Origin of the sequence: Streptomyces sp. NPDC006552 (assembly GCF_040611655.1) — a bacterium.
GTDB lineage: Bacteria > Actinomycetota > Actinomycetes > Streptomycetales > Streptomycetaceae > Streptomyces.
In genome coordinates, this window is record NZ_JBEXOS010000076.1 from 1 (window position 1) to 18,518 (window position 18,518).

General features: G+C 73.0%; 13 protein-coding genes. 7 read left to right on the forward strand and 6 right to left on the reverse strand.

All coding sequences use genetic code 11. From position 1 onward, the window contains the following. Window positions 1–308 precede the first annotated feature (308 nt). Complete coding sequence (locus ABZY33_RS31065) at window positions 309–1,313, reverse strand: hydroxyacid dehydrogenase (protein WP_356495044.1); 1,005 nt, start codon at window positions 1,311–1,313, stop codon at window positions 309–311. A gap of 322 nt (window positions 1,314–1,635) precedes the next feature. On the opposite strand from ABZY33_RS31065, the gene ABZY33_RS31070 reads away from it, so the two are divergent. From ABZY33_RS31070 to ABZY33_RS31085, 4 genes are all read left to right on the forward strand, one after another. Next, window positions 1,636–2,490 carry an ABC transporter permease subunit gene (locus ABZY33_RS31070; RefSeq protein WP_356495074.1) on the forward strand — a complete coding sequence of 285 codons (855 nt, stop codon included), beginning with the start codon at window positions 1,636–1,638 and terminating at the stop codon, window positions 2,488–2,490. A gap of 44 nt (window positions 2,491–2,534) precedes the next feature. Continuing rightward, entirely contained in the window at window positions 2,535–3,398 is an 864-nt protein-coding gene (locus ABZY33_RS31075) for a carbohydrate ABC transporter permease (protein ID WP_356495075.1), read from the forward strand. 69 nt (window positions 3,399–3,467) lie between these two features. Beyond that, the gene (locus tag ABZY33_RS31080; protein ID WP_356495045.1) at window positions 3,468–5,111 is read left to right on the forward strand and encodes an extracellular solute-binding protein; all 1,644 of its coding nucleotides are present in this window, start codon (window positions 3,468–3,470) and stop codon (window positions 5,109–5,111) included. Window positions 5,112–5,213: 102 nt separating this feature from the next. Beyond that, the gene (locus ABZY33_RS31085) at window positions 5,214–6,260 is read left to right on the forward strand and encodes a LacI family DNA-binding transcriptional regulator (protein ID WP_356495076.1); all 1,047 of its coding nucleotides are present in this window, start codon (window positions 5,214–5,216) and stop codon (window positions 6,258–6,260) included. Window positions 6,261–6,269: 9 nt separating this feature from the next. Here ABZY33_RS31085 and ABZY33_RS31090 read toward each other — a convergent pair whose 3' ends face one another. The 4 genes from ABZY33_RS31090 to ABZY33_RS31105 form a co-directional block, all read right to left on the reverse strand. After that, complete coding sequence (locus tag ABZY33_RS31090; protein ID WP_356495046.1) at window positions 6,270–7,490, reverse strand: MFS transporter; 1,221 nt, start codon at window positions 7,488–7,490, stop codon at window positions 6,270–6,272. Window positions 7,491–7,643: 153 nt separating this feature from the next. Then, complete coding sequence (locus ABZY33_RS31095; RefSeq protein ID WP_356495047.1) at window positions 7,644–8,663, reverse strand: endonuclease/exonuclease/phosphatase family protein; 1,020 nt, start codon at window positions 8,661–8,663, stop codon at window positions 7,644–7,646. 193 nt (window positions 8,664–8,856) lie between these two features. Further along, a complete protein-coding gene (locus tag ABZY33_RS31100) occupies window positions 8,857–9,522 on the reverse strand; it encodes a TetR/AcrR family transcriptional regulator (protein WP_356495048.1) in 666 nt (221 codons plus the stop codon). Between the two features lie 485 nt (window positions 9,523–10,007). Beyond that, on the reverse strand, window positions 10,008–11,612 hold the full coding sequence (locus ABZY33_RS31105) for an MFS transporter (protein WP_356495049.1): 1,605 nt from the start codon (window positions 11,610–11,612) through the stop codon (window positions 10,008–10,010). 205 nt (window positions 11,613–11,817) lie between these two features. On the opposite strand from ABZY33_RS31105, the gene panB reads away from it, so the two are divergent. The 3 genes from panB (at window position 11,818) to ABZY33_RS31120 (ending at window position 14,729) form a co-directional block, all read left to right on the forward strand. Then, complete coding sequence (gene panB, locus ABZY33_RS31110; RefSeq protein WP_356495050.1) at window positions 11,818–12,687, forward strand: 3-methyl-2-oxobutanoate hydroxymethyltransferase; 870 nt, start codon at window positions 11,818–11,820, stop codon at window positions 12,685–12,687. A 171-nt stretch (window positions 12,688–12,858) separates the two neighbouring features. Then, window positions 12,859–13,890 carry an ATP-binding cassette domain-containing protein gene (locus ABZY33_RS31115; RefSeq protein ID WP_356495051.1) on the forward strand — a complete coding sequence of 344 codons (1,032 nt, stop codon included), beginning with the start codon at window positions 12,859–12,861 and terminating at the stop codon, window positions 13,888–13,890. Beyond that, on the forward strand, window positions 13,887–14,729 hold the full coding sequence (locus ABZY33_RS31120) for an ABC transporter permease (protein WP_356495052.1): 843 nt from the start codon (window positions 13,887–13,889) through the stop codon (window positions 14,727–14,729). Before ABZY33_RS31115 ends, ABZY33_RS31120 begins: the two co-directional genes overlap by 4 nt. Window positions 14,730–14,755: 26 nt before the next feature. Here the strand turns inward: ABZY33_RS31120 and ABZY33_RS31125 are convergent, their stop codons facing one another. Continuing rightward, window positions 14,756–18,070 (reverse strand): BTAD domain-containing putative transcriptional regulator, encoded by a 3,315-nt coding sequence (locus tag ABZY33_RS31125; RefSeq protein WP_356495053.1) that lies wholly within the window; start codon window positions 18,068–18,070, stop codon window positions 14,756–14,758. Window positions 18,071–18,518 lie beyond the last annotated feature (448 nt).

The following is an 18,518-nucleotide window of genomic DNA, read 5'->3' on the forward strand; positions in this document are numbered from 1 at the left end:
GTGGGGCTTCTCGCGCAGTTCCCCGCGCCCCTGAGATGCGCACTTCGTGCGCCATCTCATCGGGCGCCCCTGCGGGGGCGGGGGGGAACTGCGCGACCAACCCCCGCCGGGCGCACGCAGTGCGCCCTTAGGGGCGCGGGGAACTGCGCGAGAAGCCCCACCGGCCGGCAGCTGTACGACGGCGCACGTAGTGCGCCCCTCAGGGGCGCGGGGAACTGCGCGGCCCGCCCCCACCGGACCCGCAGGCGAAGAACCACCCCGGGTGGGGCCCCGGCCCGGATGGATGACGGGCCCGTACCCAGCCACGGCTACGCGACCCGCGCCATGTCCTCCGCCTCCGTCCACCCCCGCAATGCCTCCCCCCGGACATACCGTTCGACCTCCTCCACCGCGTACAGGCCGAGCCGCCGCACCTCGCTCCCCTGGGCGCCCGCGATGTGCGGGGTCACCAGGACGTTGGGCAGGGTCAGCAGCGGATGCCCGGAGGGCAGTGGCTCGGGGTGGGTGACGTCCAGGTAGGCCGAGAGCCGCCCGGCCGCGCACTCCGCGGCCAGCGCCTCCGTGTCCAGCAGTGAGCCCCGCGCCGTATTGACGACCACACCCCCGTCCGGCATCAGGGCCAGCATCCGCGCACTCAGCAGCCCCCGCGTGGAGGGCAGTTGCGGCGCGTGCACGCTGACGACGCTGCTGCGCCGGCACAGTTCGGCGAGCCCGACCGGCTCCACGCCCAGCCGGGCCGCCTCGGCGCCGTCGACGTACGGGTCGCACAGCAGCACCTGGTACTCCGCCTCGTCCGCCCGCAGCGCCTCGATCACCCGGCGTCCGATGCGGGACGCCCCGATGATCCCGACGACCCGCGCGTCCGCGCCGGTCCGCTCCGCGAACCCCGGCCACCCCTGCGCGTACCGCGCGGCGGCGGACAGCGCCCCCTTCGCCGCGAAGGTGATCGCGGCGAGCGTGAAGGCCACCACCGGCCCGGCGTTGGCGTCGGCGGCCGAGGAGACGACGAGCCCGCGCTCCCACACCGCGTCGGTGACGATCGGCCGGACCGATCCGGCCGCGTGCACCACGGCCCGCAGCCGGGGCGCCGCCGCGAGGACCTCGCGGGTGAGCGGCGGGCACTCCCATCCGGTGACCAGGATCTCCGTCGTGGCGAGCACCGGCGCCGCGTCCGGCCCGTCGAGCGCGCCGGTCAGCGGGGCAGCCGCGAGGCGGGTGCCGCGGCCGAGCCGGGCCCGCAGGCCGGGCGGGAAGACCTCCGCCACCACCTGGGCACCCATGGCCAGGGCCACGGTCGGTCGGTGTGCCGTCACTCGGGTCCACCCCACATCTGCGTCGAGCGCTGTAACCGGTTACCAAACATTTCAGGAGGCTAGGCAGTGCGGGCGCCCTGGTCAAGGTCAGTAGCGGCCAGAGGGGTTGACCGTTCGTAGTAACCGTTTTAGATTCCACCGCACTTGATCCGACGACGGAGGGGTTCCCGTGCCCACTGTGGCGAAGGAAAGGCCCGACACCGGGGCAGTGGAGCCCCCGGACCGGGCGGAGAACCACGCAAAAGGGCCGTTGGACGGCCACGAGACGCGGTGGAAAGGGTTTCAGGAGCGGCTGCGCGGCAGTCGTACGCTGCTGCTGCTCATGGTTCCGGGCGTCGTCTACTTCCTGGTCTTCCACTACGGCGCCTTCGTCGGCAACGTCGTGGCGTTCAAGGAGTACGACCCGTTCGCCGGGCTCTGGGGCAGTCCCTGGGCCGGCGCCGGCAACTTCACCCGGATGTTCGGCGATCCGGACTTCTGGCACGCGACGTGGAACACCCTGTCCATCGCGGTCCTGCAACTGGTCTGCTACTTCCCGGTGCCGCTCGGCATCGCCCTGCTGCTGCACAGCCTGACCTCGGACGTACTGCGCCGCTTCGTGCAGTCCGTCGTCTACCTGCCGCACTTCCTGTCGTGGGTGATCGTGGTCGCCCTCTTCCAGCAGGTCCTCTCCGACACCGGCCTGTTGAACTCGTTCCTGAACGACACCGGGCTGCACACGGTCGACATCATCGGCAACCCGGACGCCTACCGCCCGCTGGTCGTCGCCGAGGTGATCTGGAAGGACGCCGGCTGGGGCACCATCATCTTCCTGGCCGCCCTCATGCAGGTCGACGAGCAGAGCTACGAGGCCGCCGCGATCGACGGGGCCGGCCCCTGGCGCCGCTTCTGGCACGTCACGCTGCCCTCGATCCGGCCGATCATCGTGCTGCTGCTGATCATGCGGCTCGGCGACATCCTCTCCGTCGGCTTCGAACAGATGCTGCTCCAGCGGCAGTCGGTGGGCCCGGAGGCCGGCGAGGTCCTCGACACCTTCGTCTTCTGGCAGGGCATCGTCGGCGGCGACATCGGCTACGCCACCGCCGCGGGACTCTTCAAGGGACTGGTCGGCGCGGCCCTCGTCTTCGTCGCCAACCGCATCGCGCACAAGCTCGGCGAGCAGGGGGTCTACAAGTGAGCCGCACAGCAACCGCCCCGGCCCGGCCGGCCCGTCCCGCCTGGATGGAGCGGCCGCGCCCCGCCACCCGGGCCGCCAAGGGCCTGGCCGTGCTCGTCCTGCTCTGCCTGGTCCTCGTACCGTTCCTGGTGATCGTCTCCACCTCCCTCGCCTCGAACGCGGAGGTGGTGGCGGGCGGCGGCTGGGTGCTGTGGCCGAGCGAGCCGAGCCTGCGCGCGTACGAGACCATCCTCAGCGGCGGCATCGTGACGAAGGCGCTCGGCGTGAGCGTCGGCATCACCGTCGTCGGCACGCTGCTCGCACTGACCTGCACCGCGTTCCTCGCCTACGCGCTCAGCCGCCCGGGCGTCTTCGGCGGCAAGCCGGTGCTGCTCCTGGTGCTGTTCACCTTCCTCTTCCCGCCCGGCATGATCCCCGCGTTCTTGCTGGTCAAGGGGCTCGGGATGGAGAACATGTACGCGGCCGTCATCGCTCCGTGCCTGATCAACGTCTTCAACCTCGTGGTGCTGCGCGGCTTCTTCCAGGGCATCCCGGAGGAGCTGTACGAGGCGGCGCGGCTCGACGGCGCAGGCGACTGGACGACGTTCTGGCGGATCGCGCTGCCGCTGTCGAAAGCCGCGCTCGCGGTCGTCGGCCTGTTCTACGCGGTGAGCTTCTGGAACTCGTGGTTCACCGCCTCGATCTACCTGGAGTCGGACCACTGGCCGCTCTCCCAGGTGCTGCGGACCTACGTCATCGGCGGCGCGCAGATCGCCGACACCGGACTGAGCGAGGCCGGCATGGTCTCGGCGCCGCAGACGACCCAGATGGCCGTCCTGGTGATCGCCGTCGTGCCGATCCTGCTGGTCTACCCCTTCCTGCAGAAGTACTTCACCAAGGGCGTGCTCACCGGCGCCATCAAGAGCTGACCCGCGCCCCGCACCGCCCCGCGCTCCCCCGTCTTCTCCCGGCCTCCCTCTCCCGAAGGGCTCCTCACCATGTCCGCGAACATGTCGCGCCGCACCCTGCTGCGCTCCGTCGCCACCGGCGGCGCCGCGCTCGCCGTCCCGTCCCTGCTCACCGGCTGTTCGACCGAGAGCGCCGGCGGCTCGGTCGGCAACAAGGGCACCAAGGCGGCGCCCTGGCCGGCGTACGCCGCCGCCCAGGGCCCGGCCCCCGACCTCGCGCCGACCGCCGAGGGGGTGCAGGCCGGCTTCCTCTCCTACCCGCAGAAGCTGGTCGAGGCGGTCGCCGAGAAGCCCGGCACCGGCAAGGAGAAGATCCGGATCATCTCCATCACGTACGGCACCCCGCCCAAGCCCGCGGCGCACAACCAGTACTGGGCGGCGCTGAACAAGGCGCTCGGCGTCGAGATCGAGTTCACCGTGGTGCCGGACGCCGACTTCCGCACCAAGATGGCCACGCTGATGGCCGGTGACGACCTGCCCGACGTCATCGCGATCGGTGGCGGCTACACGCTGCCGCGCGAGGCGCAGTTCGTGCAGCGGCGCTGCGCCGACCTGACCGGGTTCCTGTCGGGCGACGCCGCCAAGGACTACCCGCACCTCGCCGCCGTCCCGACCTACGCCTGGGAGGGGATGGGCCGGATCGGCGGGCGCATCTACGGCGTCCCCGTGGAGCGGCCCAAGCCGCAGGACACCCTCTTCCTCAACCAGGAGGCGTTCAAGAAGGCCGGGTTCGAACAGGGCCTGTCCGCGGCCGACTTCGCGCAGGTCGCCAAGGCCGCGACCGGCCACCGCACCTGGGGCCTCGGCGCCTCCACGACGAGCTACTTCGGCTACAAGACCCATGCCATCTGGCACGGCGCCCCGAACGAGTGGCGGATCGAGAGCGGCAGGGCCGAGTACTTCGCGGGCACCGAGCAGTTCAAGGCCGCCCTGGAGTACATGGCGAAGCTGCGCGCGTCCGGCGCGTACTACCCCGAGGCCACCTCGGTCTCGCAGGTCGATCTGAAGACGCAGTTCTACAACGGCACCGCCCTGTCGATGACGGACGGCTTCGGCGCCGCGATCTCCAACGCGCAGGGCATCAAGGACGCCTACACCCTGGACCTCGCCCAGCCCTACGCCGTCGGCGGCACCCGGCAGTTCCAGCAGAGCCGGGGCATGTTCGGCTACACCGTGCTGAAGAAGGCGCCCAAGGACCGCCTCAAGCTGCTGCTGCGCGTCCTGGACTGGCTGGCCTCGCCGTTCGGCTCCAAGGAGTACGAGCTGCTCCACTACGGGATCGAGGGTACGCACTTCGAGCGCGACAAGGACAACAACCCGATCGCGACGGAGCTGGGCCTGGTCGAGTCGGCGAACAACCTGCCCCTGACCAAGGTCGCGGACGCCCCCCAGCCGCTGTACTACCCGGGGTACGCGGAGCTGACGAAGCGGGTGCACGCCTGGCAGCGGAAGGTCGTGCCGATGATGGTGCCCAACGACCGGTGGGGGCTGCAGTCCGACACGTTCAACCGGCAGGGCGCCACCCTCGACCAGATCGTCAACGACGGCGTGACGGCGGTGGTGACCGGCCGCAAGAAGCTCTCCGACTGGGACGGTGTGTACAAGAAGTGGCTCGCCCAGGGCGGCCGCAAGGCCCTGGAGGAGTTCGGCGCGGAGCACGCGGCGGCGCACTGAGAGCCCCTCTTCCGGTCCTGGCCGGGCGACGGCGGCGGAGCACGCGATGATGGTGCGGGGCCGAGGGCGGTTCCGCACCGTCGGACCTTGAAGGAGTTCACAGTGGGCGACCGGGCGACGATCCGCGACGTGGCCGCGCGCGCGGGGGTCTCGGTGGCGACCGTGTCCCGGGTCCTGGCGGGCAACTACCCGACCTCGGCCGCCTCGCGCACGAAGGTGCTGCGCGCGGCCAAGGACCTGGACTACGTGGCCAACGCGCACGCGCGGGCGCTGGCGGGCGCGGGCCGCAAGACCATCGCGGTGCTCATGCTCGACGTGGTGAGTTCCTTCTACGCGGCCGTGGCGCAGGGCGTGGAGAAGGAGGCGGCGCAGCACGACCGGCTCACCCTCGTCGCGTCGACCGGCGGGGACCCGGACCGGGAGCTGGCCCTGGTGCAGATGATGCGCGAGCAGGCGGCGGAGGCGGTCGTCCTGGTGGGCGGGGTCGTGGAGGACGCGGCGTACCGGGAGCGGATGGCGCAGTACGCGCAGTCGCTGGCGGCGGCGGGGTCGCGCCTTGTGCTGTGCGGCCGTCCGGCGCCCGCGCCCGACGTGCCCGCGGTCGTGGTGGAGTACGACAACGAGGCGGGGGCGCACGCGATCACCAGCCATCTGCTGGGCGCGGGCCACCGCCGGATCGCGCTGATCGGCTACCAGCCGGGCAACACGACGGGCGAGGCCCGGGTGCGCGGCTATCTGCGGGCCCTGGAGAGCCACGGCGTGCCGCGCTCCGAGGCACTGCTGCACGGCATCGGGTTCGGCCGGTTCCACGGGGACGAGGCGATCCGCGGCCTGCTCGCCGCCCGCGACGGCAGGCCGGACTTCACGGCGGTCTTCGCGGGCGACGACCGGGTGGCCGCCGCCGTGGTCCGGGCGCTCGGAGAGTACGGGCTGCGGGTCCCCGAGGACATCTCGGTGGTCGGCTACAACGACGACCCGGTGGCCGCGGACATCACGCCGGGGCTGACCACGGTGCACATCCCCGGGGAGGAGCTGGGCCGCACGGCGGTCCGGCTCGCGCTCGACGGGACGGACCGGGCGGGGCAGCGGCGCCGGCTCCTCGGCACGCACATCGTCATCCGGGACAGCGTGCGCCGCCGCACGCCGTAGCGGCGGCCGTCACCGCCGGGCGGGCTCCGCCTCGGCGGGGACGTGCGCGGCGACCAGGCGGCCCGGGCCGGACGCGGCCCGGCCCCGGCCCCGGTCGACCAGATAGGCGACCGCGGCCACGCCGAGCCCGAGGACGGCCAGGGCCGCGCCCATCAGGGCGGGCGAGGTGACGCCGAGGCCGGCGGCGAGGGCGAGGCCGCCGATCCAGGCGCCGCCCGCGTTGGCGAGGTTGAAGGCCGCCTGGTTCGCGGACGAGGCCAGCGAGGGCGCGGCGGCGGCCTTCTCCATCACCATCAGCTGGAGCGGCGAGCCCGTGATGAACGCGGCCGTGCCGAGCAGCAGCACGGCGAGCGCCGCGCTCCACTCCGCCCGCATGAGCAGCGGGAAGAGCGCGAGGACGGCGACGAGCGAGGCCAGCCCGCCGAAGAGGGTGCCGCGCAGCGAGTGGTCGGCGAGGCGGCCGCCGGCGAGGTTGCCCGCGGTGGCGCCGACGCCGAACAGGGCGAGCAGCAGCGTCACGCTCCCGTCGGCGAATCCGGCGGCGTCCGTGAGCATCGGCGTGATGTAGCTGTAGGCCGAGAAGAGGGCTCCGAACCCGGCGACGGTCGTACCGAGGGCGAGCCACACCGGCAGGGAGCCGAGCGCCTTCAGCTCGCTGCGCACGCCCACCGCGGAGCCGTGTCCGTGGTCGGCGGGGACGAGCGCGGCCAGGGCGGCGATCGCGGCGAGGCCGATGGCGCTGACGGCGAGGAAGGTGGCGCGCCAGCCCAGCTGCTGGCCGAGGGCGGTGGCGACGGGGACGCCGACGATGTTGGCGACGGTCAGTCCGAGGAACATCAGCGAGACGGAGCGGGCCTTGCGCTCGGGCGCCACCAGTGAGGTGGCGACGACGGCGCCGACGCCGAAGAAGGCGCCGTGCGGCAGGCCGCTGACGAAGCGGGCGAGCAGCAGCGCGTGGTCGTCGGGGGCGACGGCGGAGACGGCGTTGCCGACGACGAAGAGCACCATGAGGCCGATCAGGACCCGGCGGCGCGGCAGGCGCGCGGTGAGCGCGGCGAGCAGCGGCGCGCCGATGACGACGCCGAGCGCGTACGCGGAGACGAGGTGGCCGGCGCTGGGGATCGAGATGTGCAGGTCGTCGGCGACGTCGGGCAGCAGGCCCATCATCACGAACTCGGTCGTGCCGATGCCGAAGGCGCCCACAGCGAGGGCGAGCAGGGCGAGGGGCATGAGGGATCGTCCAATGAAAGTGGGTGCAGGGAATGGTGGCGCGGGCGGACCGAGGGACCGCACGCATAAGTTTACGTACGGAACAAACTCTCCCGCGCCCACTATTCCGCGAGGTTGCGCCCCGGTGAAACCGGCGTGACGGGTGCGGGCCGGTCAGACGGTGACGCGGGCCGCGATCGGCAGGTGGTCGCTGCCGGTCGCGGGCAGCGTCCACGAGGACTCCGGCTCGACGCCCTTGACCATGATCTGGTCGATCCGGGCCATCGGGAACGCGGCCGGCCAGCTGAATCCGAAGCCGCTGCCCGCGGCGCCCTGGGTGGAGCGCATCTGAGAGGTGACGGCGGTCAGGGCGCGGTCGTTCATCGTGCCGTTCAGGTCGCCGAGCAGCACGATCTTGCCGAGCGGCTCGGCGGAGATCGCCTCGCCCAGCGCGTTCGCGCTCTTGTCGCGCTGGCTGGCGGTGAACCCGGAGTCGAGCTTCACCCGCACCGACGGCATGTGCGCCACGTAGACGGCGACGTCACCCTGGGGGGTGGCGACGGTGGAGCGCATCGCGCGCGTCCAGCCCAGCTCGATGTTGACGGGCCGGGTCCCCGAGAGGGGGTACCTGCTCCACAGCCCGACCGTCCCCTGCACGGAGTGGTAGGGGTAGGCCGCCGCGAGCGCCTTCTCGTACGTCGGGACGGCCCGGGCCGTCAGCTCCTCCAGGGCCACGACCTGCGCGCCGGAGGCCGCGACGTCCTTGGCGGTGCCGACCGGGTCGGCGTTGTCCGCGTTCACGTTGTGGGTGACCACCGTCAGATCGCCGCCGCCGCCCTGCTTGTCGGTGAGCAGACCGCCGAAGACGCTGAACCAGACGATGACCGGCACCAGCAGGGCGACCAGGGCGGTCGCCGACTTGCGGACGAGCCCGAGGACGAGCAGCACCGGGACGAACAGGCCGAGCCAGGGCAGGAACGTCTCGGTCAGGGAGCCCAGGTTGCCGACGCTGTTGGGGATCTGCGCGTGCAGCAGCATGACGAGCGCGAGCAGGACCGCGAGGACCGCGAGGACGATGCCGCGCCGCCACAGGCCGCGGTCGGTGCGGAGCCGGTGCCCCAGGCGTCGGAGCCGGGCTCCCGGTCCGGTGTGCCCGGATCCGTCGCCGTCTCCCGTGCTGTACGCCTGCGCCATACCGTCGTCGCCTCACTGCCGTGCCCGCCGTCCCTGCCCGGAAACCCTAGGCGATGTCCGGCGGCTTTCCCTTCCGTCACACCCCCGCGTCCGCGGGTCCGTGACGGCCGTACGGCTGCGAGGACGAGCGGCGCCGCCTCCGGAGTTCCGCCGACCGGGCCCGAAAGGGCTTCCTGTGACGAAACGCGCACATTCAGTCCCGGGGGCCGGGCCGGAGTCCGGCGAGGGCGAGATCGACGATCCGCGCGGCGAGATCGTCGGGCAGGGGGCCGTCGGTGCGCATGACGCTGCGCAGCAGCATGGGGCCGGTGAGGAGGTCGCCGGCGAGTTCGATGTCGGTGCCGGCGGGCAGTTCCCCGTCGGCGACGCCGCGGCGCAGGATGTCGTACATCAGGCGGCGGCGCGGCTCGATGACGATCTCCTGGTACGCGTCCCAGAGCCGGGGCAGGGTCTTCATCTGCGCGAAGACGTTGTGCAGCAGCACCGATCTGCGCATGTCCAGGCCGCGGCGGCGCAGATGGTCCAGGAGGCGGACCAGGTCCTCGCGCAGGCAGGTGCCGGGCAGCTCGGGGTCCGGCGCCTCGATGGAGCGCAGGACGTCGACGAACAGCTCCTCCTTGCCGCTCCAGCGCCGGTAGATGGTGGCCTTGCCGACGCCGGCGGTGCGGGCGATCCGCTCGATGGACAGCTCGGCGAGCGGGACGCCCTCCTCCAGCAGGGCGATGACGCCCTCGACGATGGCCTGCTCGGCGGCTTCGCTGCGGGGGCGGCCGCGGGTGGGAGCGGGAGTCGGGGTGTCGGGCGGGGGGTTCTGGGCGCCTCCGTGTCGGGGCTGCCGTCCGGGGCGTTCCGTGTCCACGACTTGCGCCTCCGCGATTGGCCCCCGGGCCGGGCGGGTTGCCTGGTCCCGGGGTTGATTCTCCCCCGGTGGGTGTGGTCGCTGTTCCGGGGTGGGGTGGTGCGGGTGCTGTGGGCACGGGCCTTCGCGCAGTTCCCCGCGCCCCTAAACGGGCCGTTCTCCGGCTGCCGGACCGGTGGGGGCTGGTCGCGCAGTTCCCCGCGCCCCTAGGGACACGCGGCTCCGCCGCTGCCCCGGGGGCCCGATGGAGAGCGCGCACGCAGTGCGCACCTCAGGGGGCCCGATGGTGAGCGCGCACGGAGTGCGCACCTCAGGGGGCCCGATGAGATGGCGCACGTAGTGCGCATCTCAGGGGCGCGGGGAACTGCGCGAGAAGCCCCACCGGCCGGCAGACGAAGGGAACTGCGCGGCCGGCCCCGCCGGGGTGCGGGCAACGTGCTGCCCGCGCTCGGGGCACCGCGCGAGCGGCCCCGGCAGGGTGCGGCCTAGTGATCCGCGTTGACGCGCTCCGGGTCCCCTTGCGCCGCCGCGGGAGCCGACGGCGTGCGGCCCGGTAGGAACAGCGCGGTGACGACGGCACTGAGTACCGCGATGCCCGCCCCCCACAGCGCAGTGACATGCATGGCGTGCAAAAAGGCCGCATCAGCCGCGTCGGCCAGCCCCCGCGCCCTGGGCCCGATCTTCTCGGCGACACCGAGCGTGGCCTCGATCGACCCGCCGGCGGCATCCCGCAACCCGGCCGGCAACTGCCGCAACCCGTCGGTGCGGCTCTCGAGCCCGTTCCGGTAGGCGGTGGAGAGCACCGAGCCGAGGACGGCGATCCCGAGCGCCCCGCCGACCTGCCGGAACGTGTTGCTGAGCGCCGACGCCGAACCCGCCTTCTCCCGCGGCAGCGCCTGCATGATCACGACGCTGGTCGGCGTCATGACGTGCGCCATGCCCGTCCCCATGAGGAAGAACATGACCTCCAGGATCCAGATGGGGGTGTCCGCGTCGAGGATGGTGAAGGCGGCGAGCATGCCGGCGAGCAGGACGAGGCCGCCCGTGGTGGTGGCCCGTACGCCGATCCGGTCGACGACGAGCCGGGCCCGCGGTGCGAAGATCAGCTGGGCCGCGGCGAGCGGCAGCATCAGGGCGCCGGTCTGCAGCGGCGAGTAGCCGCGCACGCTCTGGGTGTAGAAGACCGAGAAGAAGGTGACGCCCATCAGGGCGAAGAAGACCAGGGCGATGGCGGCGATGGCGGCCGAGAACACCTTGTTCTTGAAGTAGCCGATGTCGATCGAGGGGTGGTCGCTGCGCTTCTCGTGGACGACGAACGCCGCGAGGACGGCGACCCCCGCCAGCGCGGTGCCGAGGACCTGGGGGCTGGTGAAGTCACCCTCGTCGCCGCCCTTGATGATCCCGTAGACGAGCAGGACGAGACCCACGACGGACAGGACGACGCCGACGAGGTCGATCCGGCCGGGCTTCGGGTCCTTCGAGTCGGGCACGAGCGCGATCATCAGCACGACGGCGAGGATCACGATCGGCACGTTGACGAGGAAGACCGAACCCCACCAGAAGTGGTCCAGGAGCAGACCGCCGGTGATCGGACCGATCGCGATGGCGAGGCCGACGCCGCCGGCCCAGATGCCGATGGCCTTGGGCTGCTCCTCGCGCTCGAAGACGTTCATGAGGACGGCGAGGGTGGCCGGCATGACGAAGGCGGCGCCGAGCCCCATCAGCGCGCGGAAGGCGACGAGCTGGGCCGGTGAGCCGGACTCGGCGGCGAGCGCCGAACCGATGCCGAAGACGACGAGGCCGCCGACGAGGACCTTCTTGCGGCCGAGCCGGTCGCCGAGCAGACCGGCGGTGAACAGCAGGCCCGCGAAGACGAGGGTGTAGGCGTTGATGGCCCATTCCAGCTCGCTCTGGGTGGCGCCCAGACCGGTGGGGGCGGGGGTCGAGATCGTCTTGATCGCGACGTTCAGGATCGAGTTGTCGAGGACGACGATCAGCAGGCTCAGCATGAGCACGCCGAGGATCGCCCATCTGCGGCGGTGCACGGCCTCCGGTACGCGGGGGCCCGCGGGGACAGCAGGACTGGTCATGTGTGCGACCGTAACCCCTTTTCGATACGGGACCGTCTCGTATCGGAGAGGGGCGGCAAAGCCTTACCGAGGTTTTACGCGGGAGCGCCCGGGACGGCATTGCCCGGCAGGGGGGCCTGGCGCGGGAGCGGCACGCGGTGCCACCATGGAGGTGATCCGGGGACGCCGTCAGGGCGCCTCGAGACGAAATGAAGGAGCCGTTGCGATGACGCAACTCCAGGCTGCCCAGACACCGGCCCCCGACAGCAGCTCCAAGGCGCTGTACGGAGGCAAGGGCACCCGCCGCATCACCGTCCGCGACATCACCCTCGCCAAGGAGCGGGGCGAGAAGTGGCCGATGCTGACCGCCTACGACGCGATGACGGCCTCGGTCTTCGACGAGGCCGGTATCCCCGTGATGCTGGTCGGCGACTCGGCCGGCAACTGCCACCTCGGCTACGACACCACGGTCCCGGTCACCCTGGACCAGCTCACCATGCTCTCGGCCGCGGTCGTACGCGGGACGAGCCGCGCCCTGATCGTCGGCGACCTGCCCTTCGGCTCCTACCAGGAGGGCCCGGTCCAGGCGCTGCGCTCGGCGATGCGGCTGGTGAAGGAGGCGGGCGTCGGCGCGGTCAAGCTGGAGGGCGGCGAGCGCTCGCACGAGCAGATCAAGCTCCTGGTCGACGCCGGCATCCCGGTCATGGCCCACATCGGCCTGACCCCGCAGTCCGTCAACACGCAGGGCTACCGCGTGCAGGGCCGCGGCGAGGAGGCGGCGCAGCAGCTGCTGCGGGACGCGAAGTCGGTGCAGGACGCGGGCGCGTTCGCCGTCGTCCTCGAACTGGTCCCGGCGGAGCTGGCGGCGGAGGTCACCCGCGTGCTGCACATCCCGACGGTCGGGATCGGCGCGGGCCCCGAGACGGACGCGCAGGTCCTGGTCTGGACGGACGCGCTCGGCCTGACCGGCGGCAAGATGCCGCGCTTCGTCAAGCAGTACGCGGATCTGCGCGGCGTGATGACCGACGCGGTCCGGGCGTTCGCGGAGGACGTGACCGGCGGAACGTTCCCGCAGGAGGAGCACTCCGTGCACTGATCCGCCCCTGAACCACCGTGGCACCAACGCGGCCCGCCGATCTTCCCCCGTCGGCGGGCCGCGGCCGTTCCGGGCCGGAGCGGACCAACCTGTCGGCGATATATCGCCGTACGCTCGGCTCTGTCGGTCGGCTGTCGGCGGATTGTCGGTGGCGACTGACACCTTGAGGGCATGACGCGAATCGACAAGAACCCCGGCGACAGCACGGCCGGCCGCCCGGTGGCCGTCTCCGTGCGGGGGCTGGTCAAGCACTACGGCGCGACCAAGGCCCTGGACGGCGTGGACCTGGACGTCCACGAGGGCACCGTGATGGGCGTGCTCGGCCCGAACGGCGCGGGCAAGACGACCCTCGTGCGCTGCCTGTCCACCCTGATCGTCCCCGACTCCGGCACCGCGGTCGTGGCCGGTTACGACGCGGTGCGCCAGCCCCGCCAGCTGCGCCGCGTGATAGGGCTCACCGGCCAGTACGCCTCGGTCGACGAGAAGCTCTCCGGCCGCGAGAACCTGTACATGATCGGGCGGCTGCTCGACCTCTCCGCCAAGGAGGCCCGGGCCCGCGCCGACGCCCTTCTGGAGCGGTTCTCGCTGACCGACGCGGCGACCCGTCCCTCCAAGACGTACTCCGGCGGCATGCGCCGCCGCCTCGACCTGGCGGCGTCGATGATCGGCCGCCCGCACGTGCTGTACCTGGACGAGCCGACCACCGGCCTCGACCCCCGCACCCGTAACGAGGTGTGGGACGAGGTCCAGCGCATGGTGCGGGACGGCGTGACCGTGCTGCTCACCACCCAGTACATGGAGGAGGCCGAGCGGCTCGCCTCCGAGCTGACCGTCATCGACCGCGGCCAGGTCATCGCGGGCGGCGGCATCGAGGAGCTGAAGGCGAAGGTCGGCGGGCGCACCCTGCGCGTCCGCCCGGCCGACCCGCTGGAGCTGCGCCCGCTCGCGGCCGCCCTCGACGACATGGGCCTGACCGGGCTCGCCACCTCCACCGTCGACGCCGAGTCCGGCACGGTGCTGGTCCCCGTCCTGAGCGACGAGCAGCTGACCGCGGTGGTCGGCGCGGTCACCGCGCGCGGCATCACGATCGGCTCGATCGCCACCGAACTGCCCAGCCTGGACGAGGTGTTCCTCTCCATCACCGGCGAGAAGGCCTCCGCCCCGCAGGACGCCCGCCCCACGTTCGAGGAGGTCGCCGTATGAGCGCCACCACCCTGGCGGCTCCGGCCGCTCCCACCATCACGGTCGACGCCGATCCGCGGATCGGCCTGCGCGGCCACCTGCGCCACACCGGCGCCCTGATCCGCCGCAACCTGCTCTGGATCAAGCAGGACCCGGAGTCGATGTTCGACGCCGTCCTGATGCCGGTCGTCTTCACCCTGCTGTTCGTGTACGTCTTCGGCGGCTCGATCGGCCAGTCGCTCGGCGGCGGTCAGCAGCAGTACGTGCAGTACGTGATCCCCGGCATGGTCGCGATGATGAGCATGAACATCGCCCAGGGCGTCGGCACCGGCTTCAACGAGGACTTCAACAAGGGCATCATGGACCGCTTCCGGTCCCTGCCGATCGGGCGGGCCTCGGTCCTCGTCGCCAAGATCTCGGTGGAGCTGCTGCGCCTGCTGGTGGCGTCCACGGTCCTGATGATCGTCGCCGTCCTGGTCGGCTTCGACATCCACCACTGGGGCGGGCTGCTCGCCGCGGTGGGGCTCTCCGCCCTGTTCGGCTCCTCGATCATGTGGATCTTCCTGGTCCTCGGCGTGACCATGAAGAACGCGCAGTCCGTGCAGGCGATGGGCTTCCTGGTGATGATGCCGCTGCAGTTCGGCTCGTCGATCTTCGCGCCGACCCGGTCGATGCCGGGCTGGCTGCAGAACTTCACCGAGTACAACCCGATGTCCGGGCTCGCGGACGCGGCCCGCGGCCTGATGCTGGGCGGTCAGTACCCGGTCGCCCACGGCCTGTGGGTGACGCTCGCCTGGACCGCCGGCCTGACGGTGGTCATGGCGCCGGTCGCGATCCGCAAGTTCACCAAGAAGAGCTGAGCGCCCGTCCTTGCGGGAAGCCGGTCTCACGGCGTCGTTCGCGTCAGCAGGGCGGTGGCCTCCTCCACGGAGAGGCCGCCGCCCTCGGCGTACGCCCGCTCGTAGGCGTCGTCGCCGAGCAGCGCCCGCACCCGCGTCTCGGCGTCCGCACGCCACTCGCGCTCCATCCGGGCGGGGTGGTGGCCGGCCGGCAGCGAGGCGTCGGACGCGGCGATCAGCCGGGCGGCGACCCCGGCGTCGCCGGGGCCCGCGCGCAGGCCGAGTCCGTGCGCCGCGGTGAGCAGGTGCAGGGCCGACAGCTGGGGCATGATCACCGCGGCCAGTGGGTCGCTCGCGAGGGTCAGGGCCTTCGCCGCGCCCGCCAGTGCCCGGTCGCCGTCCCCGTCGACGGCGTCGAGCATCGCCTCCATGCCGGTGGCCATGCCGTGGAAGAAGATGATGTCAGCGACCTTGAACTCACTTCGCAGTCCGGCGAGTTGCTCGCGCGCCTCGGCGGTGCGGCCGGTGCCGGCGAGCCGGCCGACGAGCATCATCCGGGCGGCGGGCCGGGCCTCGTTCATGTGCCGGCGGCTGGTGTCGAGGGCCTCCCACAGCATCTGTTCGCCGCGCTCGCCCTCGCCCTGCTCGATGCGGACCTGACCGAGCCGGACCTGGAGGATCGCGGCCTGGGCATGGGCGCCCATGCTCTCGGCGACGCCTCGTGCCCGGGTGTAGTCCGCGGCCGCCTCCCTGTACCGGCCGAGCCTCTCGTGGGCCTCGCCGCGTGAGGAGAGCGCCTCGGCCACGCCCCACTGGTCGCCGAGCCGGGCGAACAGGGCCAGCGACTCGTCGGCGTCCACGAGCCCGGCCGCGGCGGTGTCGCTCTGGTTGGCCAGCATGTTGGCGCGCAGTTGCAGGACGAGCGCCAGCTCCCATTCGTAGCCCAGATCCCGGCAGGTGCGTACGGTCACGTCGGTCAGGGCGCGCATCCTGGTGATCTGCCCGGTCATCAGGACGGCGAAGTACCAGATGTTGCCGGGGGTGCGGCAGGCCTGCGGCAGGTCGGCCCGGTAGGTCTCGCGGATGACACGCAGCCGGGCCTGCCCCTCCTCGGTCTGCCAGGTGTCCATCTCCATGTCCATGTAGCCGAGCCGGCACAGGTGGACCTGGCGGCGCGCCTCCACGAGCAGTTCGCCGGTGAGCGGCGGCGGGACGTCGGTGCAGCGCTGGTGGACCGGCGGGGCCGGCTGCGCGGGCTCCGCGAACGGGTCGGGGCCGAGCGCCCCGGCCTCCCCGGCCCACAGCCGGGCCTCGCTGCGCAGGTCGCGCATCTGCCAGAACCAGACCAGGGAGAGGACGAGGCTGAGGGTCTCCTGCTCGTCGCGCGCGGCGACGGCGCGCCGCAGGGCGGTGCGCAGGTTCTCGTAGTCCCGCTCGATGCGGGCGATGGCCGCGCGCTGTCCGTGGCCGCGCAGCAACGGGTCGGTGGTGCGGGCGAGTTCGCGGTAGTACGTGAGGTGGGCGCGTTCGGCGCCGGCGCGGTCGCCCGCCTCGTCGAGCCGGTCGCCGGCGTACTCGGCGACGGTCTCCAGGAGCCGGTAGCGCATCGCCCCGCCGTCGTCGTCGCCGTCGTCGCCGTCGGGCGCGGCGACGACGAGCGACTTGTCGACGAGGGAGGCGAGCGCCTCCAGCGTGGCGGGCCCGCACACGGCCTCCGCGGCGCCCAGGTCGCAGCCGCCGCTGAAGACGGAGAGGCGGGCGAGGACGGCGCGTTCGGTGGCGTCCAGCAGGTCCCAGGACCAGTCGACGACGGCGCGCAGCGTCTGCTGGCGGGGCAGCGCGGTGCGGGCCCCCGAGGTCAGCAGCCGGAACCGGTCGTCGAGCCGGTCGGCGATCTGGCGCGGGGTGAGCATCCGCAGCCGGGCGGCGGCCAGCTCGATGGCGAGCGGCAGGCCGTCCAGGCGGCGGCAGATCTCGGCGACGGCCTCGGGCGCCTGCTCGATGGTGAAGCCCGGCCGGACGGCGGCGCCGCGCTCGCCGAACAGCCGCAGCGCGTACGGCTCCGGCAGCGGCTCCACCGGGTGGAGCGACTCGCCCGGCACGCCGAGCGGTTCGCGGCTGGTGGCGAGCACGGTGACGCCGGGGCAGCGGGCGAGCAGGTGCTCGGCGAGGGCGGCCGCGGCGCCGATGACGTGCTCGCAGTTGTCGAGGATGAGCAGCATCCGGCGGTCCGCGCAGTGCTCGACGATGCGCACCAGCGGATCGTCGCCGTGCCGCTCGCTCACCGCGCGCAGCTCCTCGGCGCCGGCGCCCCGCAGCACCGTCTCGCGGGCTCCGAGCGCGCTGACGACGGCTTCCGGCACGGCGTCCGGGTCGCCCACGGGGGCCAGCTCGGCGAGCCAGATGCCGTCCGGCGCGGTGGCGGCGAGCCCCTCGGCCACCTCCTGCGACAGCCGGGTCTTGCCGGCGCCGCCGGGCCCGAGCAGCGTCACCAGGCGTACGCGGCCGAGGTCGGCCCGGATCGCCTCGATGTCGCCGCCGCGCCCCACGAAGGAGGTGAGGCGGGCGCGGAGGTTGCCCGGTGCGATGGTTCGAGCGGGGGCCGCTGCCGGGGGCGTCCCGGGCTCGTCCGGCGCCGCGCTGCCCGCCCGCAGCAACTGGCCGTGCACGGCTCGCAGTTCGGGGCCCGGGTCCGTGCCGAGCCGGTCGGCCAGCTCGCGGCGGACCTGGTCGTAGGCGGCCAGCGCCTGGGCCGTGCGGCCCGCGTCGCGCAGGGCGCGCAGCCGCAGCACCTGGAGCTGTTCGTCCAGCGGGTGGGCGTCGCACAGCGCGGTCAGCTCGGGCAGCGTGGTGTCGGCCCGGCCGAGCGCCAGGCAGGCCGCGAGCCGGGTCCGCCGCGCGTCCAGGTGCCGGGTGTCCCAGCGGGCCGCCTCCGCGGTGCGGTCGGGCAGGTCGGCGAGGACGGGGCCCTGCCACAGCCCGAGCGCCTCGTCGAGCAGGTCGGCGGCCTTGGCCGGGCTGCCGTCGGCGTGGGCGCGGAGGCCGTCGGCGGTGAGCCGCTCGAACCGGAACAGGTCGATGTCCTCGTCCCGCGCGGCGATCCGGTAGCCGCCCTCCTCGGAGGTGACCGCGTCGGCGCCCAGGGCCCGGCGCAACCGGCCGACCAGGGCCTGGAGCGCGCCCGGCGCGTCGGCGGGCGGTTCGGCGCCCCACACCTCGTCGACGAGGACGGCGGCGGGCACGGTCCGGCCGGGCCGCAGGGCGAGCACGGTGAGCAGGGCGCGCAGCCGCGCCCCGCCGACGGGGACGGCCGTGCCGTCGTCGTGGAGAGCCTGGGTGGTGCCGAGGATGCGGTAGCGCACGGGGACATTGTCCCCGGTGCGGCGGTGGAGTGGGGCCGGGTGGGGTGCCTGGGGGTGCCTTCAGGCCGGGGGTGGGATTGTGCGGGTCTCGTCGTGGCTGGTCGCGCCGTTCCCCGCGCCCCTGACCGGGGCCCCCTCAGGACGGTGGGATTGCGCGGGCAACGTCGTGCCTGGTCGCGCCGTTCCCCGCGCCCCTGACCGGGACCCCCTCAGGACGGTGGGATTGCGCGGGCAACGTCGTGCCTGGTCGCGCCGTTCCCCGCGCCCCTGACCGGGGCCCCCTCAGGACGGTGGGATTGCGCGGGCAACGTCGTGCCTGGTCGCGCCGTTCCCCGCGCCCCTGACCGGGGGCCCCTCGGGACGGTGGGATTGTGCGGGTCTCGTCGTGGCTGGGCGCGCCGTTCCCCGCGCCCCTGGCGGGGTTCGCCTCCTGTCCCCCAGACGCTTG

Coding starts and splice junctions, on each gene's coding strand:
- ABZY33_RS31070 (WP_356495074.1), top strand. CDS start 1,636: ATGGTTCCGGGCGTCGTCTACTTCCTGGTCTTCCACTACGGCGCCTTC.
- ABZY33_RS31075 (WP_356495075.1), top strand. CDS start 2,535: ATGGAGCGGCCGCGCCCCGCCACCCGGGCCGCCAAGGGCCTGGCCGTG.
- ABZY33_RS31080 (WP_356495045.1), top strand. CDS start 3,468: ATGTCCGCGAACATGTCGCGCCGCACCCTGCTGCGCTCCGTCGCCACC.
- ABZY33_RS31090 (WP_356495046.1), bottom strand. CDS start 7,490: ATGCCCCTCGCCCTGCTCGCCCTCGCTGTGGGCGCCTTCGGCATCGGC.
- ABZY33_RS31095 (WP_356495047.1), bottom strand. CDS start 8,663: ATGGCGCAGGCGTACAGCACGGGAGACGGCGACGGATCCGGGCACACC.
- ABZY33_RS31105 (WP_356495049.1), bottom strand. CDS start 11,612: ATGACCAGTCCTGCTGTCCCCGCGGGCCCCCGCGTACCGGAGGCCGTG.
- panB (WP_356495050.1), top strand. CDS start 11,818: ATGACGCAACTCCAGGCTGCCCAGACACCGGCCCCCGACAGCAGCTCC.
- ABZY33_RS31115 (WP_356495051.1), top strand. CDS start 12,859: ATGACGCGAATCGACAAGAACCCCGGCGACAGCACGGCCGGCCGCCCG.
- ABZY33_RS31120 (WP_356495052.1), top strand. CDS start 13,887: ATGAGCGCCACCACCCTGGCGGCTCCGGCCGCTCCCACCATCACGGTC.